The sequence below is a fragment of the Pseudoalteromonas sp. H105 genome (assembly GCF_001469215.1).
In the GTDB taxonomy this organism is placed as follows: Bacteria; Pseudomonadota; Gammaproteobacteria; order Enterobacterales; family Alteromonadaceae; genus Pseudoalteromonas.
Genome location: NZ_LOFH01000002.1, coordinates 171890 through 186191, shown reverse-complemented (window position 1 = coordinate 186191; position 14302 = coordinate 171890). Strand labels below are relative to the sequence as shown.

The following is a 14302-nucleotide window of genomic DNA, read 5'->3' as shown; positions in this document are numbered from 1 at the left end:
ACCCCTTAAAATTTGTACTTAAGGCCTAATGCAAGGCTGCTATCGCTTTGTTGATCAAGATCTAAATCTGTATAAAACAAATAAGCACGTGTTTGTTTGTCAAAAACATAATCAACCCCTGCAGTCCATTGACTACCATCGTTACCATGACGTAATTGTGAATCGTCGCTGGCAAATTGGATCTTAGGTACCCATTTATTTAATGTATAACTTGCACTAACCACATAGCCATTACCTGATTTGCTGCCATCGAGGGATTCACTGCGCTGATAAATTGCACCAAATTGCCATTGTGCTTGTTTAAGCACACCCGCTACACGAGTTGCATTAATATTATTTAAAGAATCAACATGGCTAATAGCGACATAATAGTCTTTATTTTTTAATCCACGATCGCCGTAAATAACCGTCGCAGCAAAGCCAGCTTCATTATTCGCACTGTCATCTTTTGGTGCGTAAGTTAGGGATAGTTGTACACCCGAAAAAGATTTTGATGTGTATGTTAGCGTGTCACCTAATCTATCTTGCCCTGGTAAAAGCTGAGCGATATCCGCTTGCGTTTCATTAAAGTTATCGACTTTTCCCTCAGAGTATTTGAATCGTGTATCGTTACGCCCAATAACCACTTCACCAAAACTTCCCTTTAAACCTAAATAGGTATTTCGCGCACTAAACGGCTCGCTGGTATTATCGTGTTCAAACCCTTTAACTTGCACTTCGTACTTAAAAACTGCGCTAAGTGACTCAGTTAATGCGTGGTTACCTTTAACGCCAATACGAGAAAAAGGTGCGTCAATTTGAGTGCCTTCACTTGCATATCGCATGATGCCTTCATCTGTATGGGCTATTTGTACTTCTGCTTTTCCGTAAATATCGTACTCGGCTGCATATGCATTTTGCAAAGGGGCCAATAAAGCAAGCGTGGAGGCTGCAAGTAGTAACGTTTGATTTTTATCTATTTTAGTCATTGTGTGCCTTCATTATTATTAAGGTTATTTGTTGTTCCTAGATATAAAGGCAAATTTGTTGCCAACCTGTAAATTAAAATTAAAGGCATTATAAATCATAACTTTAAAATAAATTAAAAGAATATTAATCACATTTATGGGTAGAAGTCCACACAATAAGAAAAGACCTTTGTCACCAAATCCACCCATTTGGAATCGCTAATCTTTAAACATATCTTTATTCAAACCATACTTGCTCATCTTGTCGTACAGTGTTTTACGAGCAAGTTGTAGTGTTTGCATGGTTTGCTTAATGCTTCCTTGATTACGCTCTAACGCTTCTTCCAATAATGATTGCTCATAAAAGCTTACCTTCTCTGCTAAGCTAAGATCCATAGGAGGAGTTGATTGATTTACATTGTTTGCCCCAAAGGCAAGGTCAGCACCCAACAAAACAGCCCGTTCGGCCTGGTTTCGAAGCTCTCTAACATTACCAGGCCAATCATACTGCAATAAGTATTGTTGCGATTGGGCATTTAATGGGGCTGGAGGTTTATGAAAACGCGTAGCGGCAATTGAACTAAAGTGCTTAAACAGTAGAGGAATATCTGCTTTTCTATCTCGCAGTGCAGGAATACTGACTTTCACCAAGTTTAAGCGATAATATAAATCCGCGCGAAACTTGCCTTCATCCACTAACGTTAATAGCTCAACTTTTGTTGCGGCGACGATTCTAACGTCTAAATCGATTGGCGTATTTTCGCCGACAGGTGTCACTTTTCTTTCTTCAAGCACTCGCAATAGCTTTATTTGCAATGACATTGGCGTACTTTCTATTTCATCAAGAAATAAAGTGCCGCCTTGTGCAAATTCAAATTTACCTTTTCTGCTTTGCGTTGCCCCTGTATAAGCACCGCTGGCAGCCCCAAAAAGCTCACTTTCAATTAATTGTTCTGGAACGGCACCACAGTTAATTGCCACAAAATTACAATTTGAACGATTACTCTGGTCGTGTAAGTACCGAGCCACCAGCTCTTTACCTGTGCCCGTTTCACCTTCAATCATTACATCAGCAGGTGTATCAATGACCGTGTTTAATAGGTGCATCATATGTTGCATTTGGGGCGTGTCGCCTAAAATTCTAACGCCTGGCGCCGATGTTTTCTCAACCGCCAACTTCAATGCACGGTTTTCCATAACAAGCGCACGCTTGTCACATGCGCGTGCAAGACAATCCAGTAGTTGTTCATTGAGGGGCTTTTCAAACAAATCGTATGCCCCTAGTTGCATTGCTTTTACGGCAACAGACACATCTGCAAATCCGGTTAAAAATATAACAGGGAGTTCGCTGTCAAATGCACGGACTTGCTCAAGCATCGCCAAACCATCCATTTTTGGCATATTAATATCACTGATCACAACACCGTTAAATCGCCTCGTTAATTTAGATAAAACAACAATGGGGTCACTAAAACATTGCACTTGATAACCTTCTATCTCAAGCAGTTGCTTGAGCGAGTCTCGGATCATTGCTTCATCATCTATAACAATGACCTGTTTACACGGCTGATCTAACTCAGTCATATACTTCCTTTATCCGAGGCTAAAGTAATCATAAATTGTGCTCCTCCATTTGGTCGGTTATGTGCTGTCAGGCAACCATCAAACGAATGAATTATCTGTTTCGAAATTGATAAACCAAGGCCCAGTCCATTACTGGACTTAGTGCTATAAAATGGTTCAAATATAGTCCCCAAGGCATGTTGCTCAATCCCTGGACCGGTATCTAATATTGAAAATTTAACTCGCCCATCAAACCGCTCAAGTTCAAAGCTTAACTCTTTAATACTTTGATCCGCCATTGCTTGGCTCGCATTGGTGATCACATTCACTAACACTTGCTCAAATTTAACACCATCCACCCAAACTGTAACTGCACTCTCTATCTCTATGGGCTTTACCACAATTTGATTTTGCTTGAGCTGTGCATTCGCAATCAACATCGCATTTTTTAATAGTTGAGAAAGGCTTTGTGAGCGCAACTGTGTTTGCGCAGGTTTACTAAAATGTTTCAACTGCCCTACTATTTGATGTACACGTTCAATCAAGCCCTGCACAATAACAATATTATCTTGAGCTGCTTGAACATTTCCTTTAGCAATCAATTTTTTTGCGCTCACTAAGTAGGTACTCATCGCGCTGAGCGGTTGGTTGATTTCATGATTTATGCCCGCACTCAACTGCCCTATTGTGGCTAACTTAGCAGATTGCACTAGTGCCATTTGTGCTTTTTCTAAAGCATCTGTTCGTTCAATAACTTCTTGTTCGAGGCTATGGCGCGAATAAAGTAACTTTTTGTAACCTGCAAAACGTGACATTAATACATAACCCATTATGAGGGTTAAAATATAAAAAACGCTTAACCAGAAAAGGCGAGGTATTTGAGAAAAGTTAACTGAGGACACATCCACCAAAACAGTCATTTTAGCGTCCAGTTGCTTGATTTTAGATTCTGCAAAAACAAACTGAGTAAATTCTGTATCTTGCTTTATATTTAATAACTCAATCTCTTGGGCATGACTTGTAAAAGTCGCTATTTTTTTAGGTATATGATTCAGGTAACTTCGTTTACTAATTAGTTTTTCAAGCTCTGTTTCACTAAACAATCTCAGTGTGTTCAATCGCCATTGCGCTTTACTAGACATCGCAATAACACCATCGCTAAGTGTTAAATAAAAGTGACTTGTTTGGGACGCATTAAGTAACAGTCGGTCATTTTCAAATTTAGACACGTTTACTTTTAACGCCACAACACCAATAATATTTTCACCCTCATATATGGGTTCTGAAAAATATATCCCCCGTTCGTTTGAGCGTAACCCAAGGGCAAAGTAAGCAACTTTGCGACCTGCTACGGCCTCATAAAAATAAGGCCGAAAAGCAAAGTTATTACCAATATAAGAATAATCTAACTGCCAGTTACTAGAAGCAACTACGTCCCCTTTGAGATTAAGTACATACACATCGGACGCACCGCTTGATTGCTGTATGTCTGCCAAGTAGTTATTAACCGCACTGGCGGATTTGTCATTATTATGAATAAGGCCTGATAGCAATTGATTGTCTGTCACAAGGTGGGGGATCGCAGTAAATCGAGCCAGCTCAGTGTCTAAATAACGACTTAATTGGGTTACTTGTTGCTTGGCTTGCTCTGCGCTTTGTTGTAAATCATACTGGCGCCCAAGCCAAAATGCGCACACAAGTAGAGTAAGCAATATACCAAAACTCACTATATATTTTTTTGAAATGCGCTGCATTACCTATTGTTTACCTAGAAGAGTGTTGTAAGGGCGCGGCTCCCTTTTAAAAGTCCATTGAATAGTTTAACGATATTTCTCTAGATACGCCAGCCACGGCGCCATTTTCCACTCTGGGATCATAGGTATTATATTGTTTATCAAATAGGTTATACACTTTAAATGTTAAACGGCTTGTATCATTTATCGCGTATTGTGATGTCGCGTAAAATAACATATAACTTGACTGCTGGAAGACGTCTGCCCCTAAAGTTTCGCCTTTGACTTCACCACGCCATAAACCGTTTATACTGAATAGCCATTGGTCCAACTGGTAGCTGGTGACAATGCTTGCAACGCGCTTAAAGGTTGGCTTTATCGGTTTATCAAAATACTGGGTGTAGGTGCCCGTTACCGAAAAATCCGCCGTTATGTTCCATCGGCTATCAAACTCTAAACCTCGATTAGTGTCATCTAACTGATTTGAAAAAGTGAACATATTAGTATTATTCAACTGGGGCACGGTGGTTATAAAATCATTTAACTGATTATGAAATAAAACCATATTCGAATGCCAGGTATTCGCTTCATGCCGCCATACAAGTTCTGTTGTTTTAACATATTCAGATCTAAGATCTGGATTACCGACAGTAACATCATCATTTGAATATAACTCATTAGTAACAGGCGTTCTAAATGACTCACCGTACTGTAATTTAAACGTATTTGCGGGCGTAGGTTGATAAATAGTGGCAAAACGTGGTGACAATTTACTGTCAATATCTTTTACGTCGTCAAAACGACTGCCCAAAAAGACAGTAATGTGTTCAGAGAAAGGGATTTTTAACTGTCCGTACAAACTGTGTGTCTCGAATGTGGCTTTGAGGCTTGCAAACGGTGCAAACTCTTCAAACGTCATAACACTGCCTAAATAATAAGCATCTTCTAAGATGATGTTGCCACTAATTGGGTCATAAAAATTGGTCCGCACGCCAGCCGTTTTCTGCTCAGCATCAGAGTATTCAAACCCGGCATTAAGCACCCAGTCGTTAGTAAGCTGATGTTTAAAATCTATGTTAACTTTTAAGTCAGTCGTTTGCCATGCGGGTCCATTTAAAAAATCATTGCTTGCAAAAGGGTTATCGTTAGCTGCTAAAATTAACCCCGCACTTTCAATATCATGTTCTGAGTACGCCACCTTAGTCGTTAATTCTGTATGTGTATTTTGCAACCAGTCGTATCCTAATGAGATAAATCTGTTCTCACTACGATGTTGATTTTGTTTAGAATAACCAGCAAGATTTATGAACTCATTCAGTTCAACTTTGTTATAGCGGCCTCGTACTTGCAGCGCATTGATATTTAGACCTGCCTCGAAATACATTGACTCTAATGGATCTCTTACACCTTGCGGATAATATTCACCGTCTTTTTTATTAATTGCCAAAGTAGCAAATGCGTTTATATCTTCATTAAATTTATAATGCCCACTTAACGACAAGCCTTGCTTAGCGTTTGACCCTAGCATAGCAGTAACTTCATTAACATCTTGTTTAGTAACAACATTCATCACACCCATAAACGCATTACTGCCATAAAGTGCAGAGCCAGGACCACGGATAAATTCAACTTTTTCAATAATCTCAATAGGTATGAATGGCATATAAACAGATGCCTTACCAAAAGAAGATTCGTTAATACGCTCACCATTGATCATGACTAAAACATTACCACTGTCTAAGTAAACACCGCGAGCGTGATCCTTGGGGACAGCGCCTACCCAATCTCCACGTGTAGATTGCATGCCAGGCACAAAATTCATAAGTTCGTAGGCGCTATCGACACCTAAAAGGCTTATTTTTTGTTTATTAAAAACGGTAATAGTAGAGGGAGCTGAGGCAAGTGTTTCTGAGGTGTTAGAACCAATATCGACCTGAACGTCGAGTAAATCTTCAAAACTCATAGAGAATAAGTCTTCAGATTCCACAGCTAATAGTGGAGCTGCGCTTAAGGACAATAATATAAGAAAAGATCGCTTTAAAATCATTACGCCACTCAACACCTGTAATTAATAAAAATGCAATTGGTACGTTATGATACCACCCATTTACAATATTAATACAAATGTGTCATGGCGTAAGTTTTTTTTCGATAATTTTTCGCGTTTTAGGCGTTTGAGCTTACTGGTTTTGCTTTTAAATATTTATATAAGCCGATTAACGAAGCTGCTATCCAGAAAATCTCAATAACAAAACTCGCTAAATTGAAGTTATAACAAAGACTTATCAGTAGCAATATCGCACCAGATAAATTCATTATGTTATAAAGCAAACCAGTCGGTGTTGCTTTGCCCAGTTGCAGCATAAAAAACGCGCCTACAACTAAAAAAGTACCTGTCATACCAATAATATCAAATAAAAGTGCAATCACGGGGGGTTCCCTTGTCCATTACTATAATTACCCACACTACTGGCCCATTCCATGGGGAGGGTTGTTTTCATTCATTGAAACAGCAAACCGAGCAAGTTTAGCAGGGTAAGAAAATTGCCACAGGATAAATGTCCGCTTTTAAAATGAACTATCTCTAAAAAGGTCTGTAAGCTTGATCAACAATAGCGCTTTATTTTTGCATAACACATTTACTTCACCGAAGAATCTGTTGGCATCTGATTATATGTATTTAACATTAAGCTGAATCGCCTCGCACTTTTAGGTATGCAAGAGAAAAAACTGCCTCTATGTTGTTCTTAAGCCTCATATTTATGTCACATAAAGTATAAATCGAGTGATAAACTGAGACTCATTTAACAAAGTGAGTCTTATTAAAACAAGGTTAACTGCAAAATTCACTGATATTTAAGTGTGTTTAAAGCGATATTTATATAATCTAAAAAACAAGTAAAAAGGCGAAATTAATGTGAAGAACATTCCAATAAAAAATGCATAAAGAACAACTTTTCTTTTTGATACAGAGTGGTCGGCTGATATCCATAGGTTTGAACATACAAATATAAGGCTGTATAAAGTTAAGATTGGTATTAAAACCGATGCATCAAAATTGTATCCTTCCATACCTAAACTCCTCGCTGAAATTAAATTTAAAAACGGTAAAATAATTTTTACCGCAAATGCTACCACGATGTTAATTATGTAACCATGTTTAGTTTTTTATTGGGGTTACTAAAAATGTGTGAGGGTAATTTAGCCTCATACTAACTTGGCATTTATTCAGTGTTATTTGACCTATTACCTTTCATCAAAAAGTGTTCACTCTATTTACCAGTTTAAAGCCGTTGAATAACCTTACACTAAAGACAGTAAATTGAGCTCAATAGAGTCAGAGCATAAATTTATTAAAGCAACTATATTGGACTTGATATAGTAATATTCAACCACTCCAGACTTTGCTTTACACATTTTTAATTCACAAAATCGCTGAGGTTTTGTACAGTCACTTCAACGTTACTTTACCGCCAATTATTTTATAAGCAGGTGCGCCGCGGATCATGGTTTCGCGGGCAAAAGGACGTTCGCATTGAGGGCATATACACGGTGTAGAAGTGAAGTCTTGGCTTATGCGCTCAACAAAGCATTTAACGAGTGCGCCTTTTCCGCCTTTGCGGTATTTATATAGCTGCGCTTTGCAGTGCCCGCAAAAGATATCAACTGTTTTTGTCGGTCCTTTTTTATTCGGCTTTGCCATAACTCACAGGGGGATATGTTGTAAATAACAGGCTTAAAGTGTATCAGCTTAGGGCAGTAAACCCAAAATTAAGCCCATAATTGTAAATTGCAAAATATGATAACCGCTGTTAATCATAAATAATTTAAGAGGGCGCTGTTCAAATAAGTAAGTGATACCGTAAGCGCTTCCAATCCAACAGACACCAATTAAAAAAGCGGCTCCAACGCTAAACCCCACGCTAGGTGTTGGTCCAAAAAATAACGACAAACTAAAGGCAATAATTAAAGACAGAATAAAACTACCACCAAAGACCCTTTTTGGATTCACTGTTTTTAAATCTAACTCTGTCAGACCACACCCCTCCATCCATGCTCGCTGAAAAAGTAAAGGTGAATACCAAAGACCGCCCAGAGCAAACGAAGATAGAGCAGCAATAAAAACGGCAAAAAAATTAACTTGGGAAAAATCCATAAGAGCTCATTATGACAACTTAAATAAAATGAATATTTTTACTATAGTTAATGAATCCTATTGCAGCAACAAAAGCTAACAGCAAAATTTAACAAGCTCAGCTATTCAATCCGATGTTGAATAACAAGGTATTGATTTTTATTTATTATATAGCATGTTCTCTTATACATAGAACATGCTATTTAATTAGAAAATCTGACTTTTCCGATGATCGTATAGCTAAATTACATATGTCATTGAAGCTATCGCTTAACAGGTTTTTTCTGTAATTTTCGCTGTAATGTACGCCGGTGCATATTGAGTTGTCGCGCTGTTGCAGAAATATTCCCCTGATTACAATGCAATACTTGTTGAATATGTTCCCACTCTAACCGCTCTGCTGACATCACTGTATCGGATGCACTAACCACCTCTGTTGGCAGATCCGTATTTGGGCATAATGCATTCACTAGCGTAGGCATATCCACCGGCTTTGTTAGATAATCATTAGCGCCTAAGCGCATGGCTTCCACGGCTGTTGCAATACTTGCAAACCCCGTTAACAAAACGATGTGGCACTGAGGTAATAAGCCCCTCAATGGAGTAAGAAGCGCCATTCCATTCTCATCTGCAAGCTTCATGTCTAATAAAAGATGGGTCGGTGTAATTTGCTCTGCGAGCACTAAAGCCTGTTGGCTAGTATGTGCCACATTGCAAATAAACCCTTGTTTGGTTAATCGTCTTGATAAAGTGCTGGCGAGGCTTTCATCATCTTCGATTATGAGCAGTCTCATTAATCACCTTCGTTCGTTAATGCCAGTTTTACTTTTGCCACAGCACCGCCTTGTTCATGGTTAAACAAGGTTAAAGAGCCCTGCAGACGCTCAAATGTTGCATTTGATAGCATTACAGCTAACCCCATGCCTGAGTTACTCGGCATTAACTGCCCGCCAAGCTGGTTTAGTTGCTCTTTAGTAAAGCCTTTCCCATAATCGCGTATTAATAAGCTTAGGTCTTGCTCACTGCCTTGATTAGAAAATTGCCAGCTTAATGTCAACTGATTTTGATTATTTTGTTGGTTCGCCGTTGTGGCATTTTGTAATAAATTTAATATTGCTGGCAATAACATTGCATCGCTTACAACACTCACATTGGGCGTTTCATTTTGCCATGTGAGCTGCTGATCTGGATAGTGTAACAATATTGTATCTTGAATTTGTTGCGCTAGATCTAATAACCGGACAGAACTTATATTACTGTGTGTTCTCAACTGCGCCGACAGCTCTCTGAAATGATTTAATTGCGCTTTACACTGCGCAAGGGGTTTTTGCATCTCAGTGATTAATGCATTGTCAGGTTGTTCTTCCTGGAGCTCTTCAAATATCAATTGAAGATTAGCGATTGGACTTGCTAACTGGTGAGTTATTTGCACCGCTGCACCATCAAGTGTGACAATTTGCTCGGAGCGTAATTGCTTCTCTCTAACGCTAGCAATAGTTTGCTCTCGAAAACGTAAAGCGCGATTCATTGCCCCCACAACTAAGGCAATCACACTGGCACTGATCACAAAATTGACCCACATTCCAATAAAGTGACTGGTCATATCCATATCATGCATGCTGTGTTGAGGCACTTTTACTAGTAATAAGCTGTATGCCGCGATAGCCAAAATTGCAATGTAAGCTAAGCCCTTAGCGCTGACACTCACCGCAGCAATCATAATTGGTAACAGTAATAGCGACACAAACGCATTCGTTGCACCACCACTGAGTGATAATAATATAGTTAAAAATAACACATCAGCTGTGAGCTGCATTAACATGCCTATCTCGTTGGCTTTGCTAACATTACGATAAGCAATCACACTAAAAATTTGAAAAAGCGCCTCTAACGAGATAACGAGTAATAACTCATAAAGGGCAATTTGATGCTCAAGTAGAAAGTAAACAGCGATCACTGCGAGCAGTTGTATTGCAATTGCGCCAGATCGTAACATCAACAATCGGCTAATGGCGGGGTCTGTCCGCGTTAAAAATGCCATAACAGTAAAACCTAAAAAAGAGTTAATCTTCGTCCATTGAGATGGAAAAAACTGCACATGGGGTTCCTTGATGAAACACCATTTTCCAAGATGAATTTGTATAACGCCATAATGACATTCGAATTGAATAATTAAATTCTGCGCGTGCTGAGCGTCGATAAGCAGCTTGGTAACTTAATTGTGCAATCTCCTCGCTGAGCATGCGGCCTTTAAAATTTTGATTATAAAACTGCGGAACGACTTCTGTAGGAAGACGCGTTAATACTTCAAACTTACTAAACACAGTTCCATTACTGGCTATTTCAATAAAATCATCATCGAGCAACGCATCTAGAGCGTTAGCCGACTGACGGACTTCTGGCTCAAGTAATTGACGTTCTACCTCTATTAAGTGGTTAAATAATGAAACCTTAATTTTACTACTCATAGTAGCTCCTAATGTTGTTTGAAACTCTATTAGTAAGTGTGATCAGCACTAGTGATATGCTAAGTTTGCTGCTAGCTTTTCTTATTGATAATAAACAGTTGTATATAATTACTCAACAAAGAGACCAGCTGTAAAGTCAACTTGCGATTTGATATTGAAATGAGCTACGTATTTAGGCACCTCATTAATTGTACGCGCTCTGAGTAGTCAAATTTACTTGATTAAACAAGTAAATTATAAGCCGAATTCATTTTATATAGCTAATTTATCAACGACCATTGACGCAAATTTGTTTAAATACCAATATTTACAGTGTAAACCTGCATCTAACTAGTGTTACAAGCTGAATTTTGGTATAAACACATCATTAATGACAGATGTCTGACCACTTAAAGAGAACACACTATGTCTTACGCACACATTACTGGTTGGGGTAAATGCATTCCACCAGCACGCATTAGCAATGATGAAATAAGCCAACTAGTTGATACTAATGATGAATGGATCACATCTCGTACAGGTATAAAATCGCGCAGAGTCAGTCATGTAAGCACCGCAGAGTTAGCGACCGTTGCTGCTAAACATGCCATTGCATGCGCTGGTATTGATGCTAAAGACATTGATCTTGTTCTTCTGGCAACCTGCACACCGTCAACGATGGTGGCAAATACAGCCTCATTGGTACAAAAAAATATTGGTGCTATAGGTGCCGCTGCCATGGATACAAACGCTGCATGCTCAGGCTTTTTATATGCAATGCAAGCCGCAACAGCACAAATTCAAGCGGGTATGATTAAAAAAGCGGTGGTGATCGCTGCTGAGCGCATGACGTGGTATGTAAACTGGGATCGTCGAGATAGTGCCGTATTATTTGGCGATGGCGCGGGTGCTGTTGTTTTAGAAGCTGCGGATACGCCTGCGGGTCTACTGGGCACCAAAACGGGCTGCGACAGTGAAGACCGTGATATTTTACACATTACCAATTTTGGCAGTGACATAGATAAATACAGCCCAGCGGGTCCATCTGATTTGTTGTTTGAAGGCCGTGAAATATTTAAACGTGCTGTTAAAGGCATGAGTGAAGCATGCGATGATGTTCTTACTCAAGCAAACTTAAGTTTAGACGAAATCGATGTATTGGTTCCTCACCAAGCTAACCTTCGAATCATTCAAGCAATTCAGCACCGTTTGAAGGTTGATGATGAAAAAGTAATGGTAAACATTGGCGAATATGGTAATACTTCAGCTGCAACAATCGCTATCGCGTTATGTGAGGCTGTTGAACAAGGCTTAATAAAGCCGCATGCAAATATTATGTCAGCCGCTTTTGGGGCTGGTTTAACGTGGGCAGCAAGTTATATCAAATGGGGGGATCGGGTAAAGCCTATAGCAATAAGTGACGCGACACTACCACCTTGTGAACAATCAGGATTAGAGCTTGTTGCTGCAGCGGCCGCTGCGTGTAAGCAATAAGTACAAACTTAGCTAGTGCCTGTTTTGACCTTTCAAGGTTAAGTGTACAGCAATTTGCTTAGTATTTAGACAAGGCAGAGACTGTGTAGTGTGGTAATTCCCTATAGATAGGTGATAACGCAGCATCAATGCCAAACAGACCCTAGTCTTAAGCGCGTATATACGCGCTTTTTTTATGGAGCATTATGGAACTTTTAGCCATTCATCATGCTGCAATAATCTGCAGTAATTACATTGAATCCAAGGCTTTTTACACAAAGATACTCGGATTAACGGTTATCAATGAGCACTATCGTGAAGAACGGGATTCTTATAAGTTGGATCTTGCACTTGCGGATGGCAGTCAAATAGAACTTTTTTCGTTTCCTGATGCGCCTATCAGGCCTAGCTACCCCGAAGCACAAGGACTTAGACACTTAGCATTTGCAGTCAAAGATATAAAACAAGCAAAACACGTATTAGAAGCGCAAGGTGTTGATGTTGAGGAGATAAGAGTGGACGAAATCACCGGGAAAGCGTTTACATTTTTTGCCGATCCCGATGATTTACCTTTAGAGTTATACCAAGTTTAATTTACGCACTTTCAAAACGACTTTGTAGGTAATTAAATACGGCACGAACACCCAGCGCTTCGCCGCCTGCAGGGCGACCCGGTAATGAACGTAAGTTCCATGCCATTACATCAAAGTGAACCCAATCAGTTGTAGGCTCTACAAACTCTTTTAAGTAAAGCGCAGCTGTTATTGCGCCACCAAATGGTGTATTTGAGCAGTTAGTCATATCAGCAACATCACTCTTTAAAAAGCCTTTGTATTGTTCAAATAACGGTAACTGCCACACAGGGTCGTTCACCCCCATGCCTGAGTCGATAATACCATTAGCTACATCACGATTCGTTGAGAAAAAGCCTGGTAGCTCCGTCCCCAATGCAACACGACATGCGCCTGTAAGGGTTGCAAAATCGATCAGTAATTCCGGCTCATCATTTTGCGCTTCACTAAGTGCATCACATAACACTAAGCGGCCTTCTGCATCTGTATTATCAATCTCAACCATAATACCCTTACGGGTTTTAATCACGTCACCTGGACGAAATGCGTTACGCGACACGGCATTTTCTACTGCTGGTACCAGCACACGAAGCCGAATAGGTAAACCAGCGGCCATAATAAGCTGCGCGAGACCAATAACATGGGCAGCGCCTCCCATGTCCTTTTTCATGTTACGCATACCAGAGCTTGGCTTTAAATCTAATCCACCTGAGTCAAAACACACACCTTTACCTACAAGGGTAACTAGAGGTGCATTTTTATCGCCCCACTTTAAATCAAGCAAGCGAGGTTTATTTTCACTCGCACGGCCAACCATATGAATAGTAGGGTAATTTTGTTCTAATAATTCATCACCAACCCATTCACTAAATTCGCCTTGATATGTAGTAGCAAGGTCAGCCATCACTTGCGATAAGTGCTGAGGCATCATATCTGCAGCAGGTGTATTCACCAAGTCACGAACAAGATTAATAGCACTCGCTTGGTGGTTTAAGCGTGTAAAAATAGCTTTATCTTCGATAGCCAATTGTGCTTTTACCGCACTGTTGACTTTATATTCGCTAAACTCATAACCACCTAACATAAAACCAAGTGCTATTTGTTCTAATTTTTCATCAAGGTCTTGAATTTGATAACGGCCTTCAGGTAATTTTGATGCTAAATCACCCGCCAACCAAAAATCATCAAGACTATCAACCAAGCAGTATGCATGTGCCAATGAGCCTGATTGTTCATTAACAACCAGGGCTAAACCGTGCTTTTTGAAATCACAACTTTTCAACCAGTTTTGTAAAAAAATGGACTGCTGCTCTAACCAATCTGAAAGATTACTTCTAGTAACAAAAGATAAAGGAATTCCAGAAGAAGTATGACAAATTAATGCACTCATTGAATGACTCATTTAGTAAAAATTTATACCTAGCATACCAAT

The 14302-nt window shown here is 39.5% G+C and carries 13 protein-coding genes; 2 read left to right on the top strand and 11 right to left on the bottom strand.

What is annotated here, in order from left to right:
• Positions 1–5 precede the first annotated feature (5 nt).
• The 10 genes from ATS75_RS04395 to ATS75_RS04350 all read right to left on the bottom strand — a co-directional run bounded on the left by ATS75_RS04395 (position 6) and on the right by ATS75_RS04350 (position 10846).
• Complete coding sequence (locus tag ATS75_RS04395; protein WP_058559219.1) at positions 6–968, bottom strand: porin; 963 nt, start codon at positions 966–968, stop codon at positions 6–8.
• A gap of 198 nt (positions 969–1166) precedes the next feature.
• On the bottom strand, positions 1167–2531 hold the full coding sequence (locus tag ATS75_RS04390) for a sigma-54-dependent transcriptional regulator (RefSeq protein WP_058559218.1): 1365 nt from the start codon (positions 2529–2531) through the stop codon (positions 1167–1169).
• A complete protein-coding gene (locus tag ATS75_RS04385; protein WP_058559217.1) occupies positions 2528–4264 on the bottom strand; it encodes a sensor histidine kinase in 1737 nt (578 codons plus the stop codon). Before ATS75_RS04385 ends, ATS75_RS04390 begins: the two co-directional genes overlap by 4 nt.
• 46 nt (positions 4265–4310) lie before the next feature.
• The gene (locus ATS75_RS04380; RefSeq protein ID WP_235591126.1) at positions 4311–6206 is read right to left on the bottom strand and encodes a TonB-dependent receptor plug domain-containing protein; all 1896 of its coding nucleotides are present in this window, start codon (positions 6204–6206) and stop codon (positions 4311–4313) included.
• Between the two features lie 203 nt (positions 6207–6409).
• Positions 6410–6673, bottom strand: coding sequence for a CBU_0592 family membrane protein (locus ATS75_RS04375; protein ID WP_058559215.1), 264 nt, complete (start codon positions 6671–6673; stop codon positions 6410–6412).
• Between the two features lie 1021 nt (positions 6674–7694).
• Positions 7695–7946 (bottom strand): hypothetical protein, encoded by a 252-nt coding sequence (locus tag ATS75_RS04370; protein ID WP_058559214.1) that lies wholly within the window; start codon positions 7944–7946, stop codon positions 7695–7697.
• A gap of 48 nt (positions 7947–7994) precedes the next feature.
• Entirely contained in the window at positions 7995–8399 is a 405-nt protein-coding gene (locus tag ATS75_RS04365; protein WP_058559213.1) for a DUF1761 domain-containing protein, read from the bottom strand.
• Positions 8400–8641: 242 nt separating this feature from the next.
• On the bottom strand, positions 8642–9172 hold the full coding sequence (locus tag ATS75_RS04360; RefSeq protein ID WP_058559212.1) for a response regulator transcription factor: 531 nt from the start codon (positions 9170–9172) through the stop codon (positions 8642–8644).
• Positions 9172–10419, bottom strand: a complete 1248-nt coding sequence (locus ATS75_RS04355; protein ID WP_058559211.1) for an ATP-binding protein — start codon at positions 10417–10419, stop codon at positions 9172–9174. The genes ATS75_RS04360 and ATS75_RS04355 overlap by 1 nt, the downstream gene beginning before the upstream one ends.
• Before the next feature lie 22 nt (positions 10420–10441).
• Complete coding sequence (locus ATS75_RS04350) at positions 10442–10846, bottom strand: DUF4440 domain-containing protein (protein ID WP_058559210.1); 405 nt, start codon at positions 10844–10846, stop codon at positions 10442–10444.
• Between the two features lie 405 nt (positions 10847–11251).
• Here ATS75_RS04350 and ATS75_RS04345 point away from each other — a divergent pair, with 405 nt between their 5' ends.
• Together ATS75_RS04345 and ATS75_RS04340 are read left to right on the top strand one after the other, a co-directional pair.
• Positions 11252–12319: a ketoacyl-ACP synthase III gene (locus ATS75_RS04345; protein ID WP_058559209.1), complete on the top strand. Its 1068-nt coding sequence runs from the start codon at positions 11252–11254 to the stop codon at positions 12317–12319.
• A gap of 185 nt (positions 12320–12504) precedes the next feature.
• Positions 12505–12891, top strand: coding sequence for a VOC family protein (locus tag ATS75_RS04340; RefSeq protein ID WP_058559208.1), 387 nt, complete (start codon positions 12505–12507; stop codon positions 12889–12891).
• A 1-nt stretch (position 12892) separates the two neighbouring features.
• Here ATS75_RS04340 and ATS75_RS04335 read toward each other — a convergent pair whose 3' ends face one another.
• Positions 12893–14260: a leucyl aminopeptidase family protein gene (locus ATS75_RS04335; protein ID WP_058559207.1), complete on the bottom strand. Its 1368-nt coding sequence runs from the start codon at positions 14258–14260 to the stop codon at positions 12893–12895.
• Positions 14261–14302: the final 42 nt, after the last annotated feature.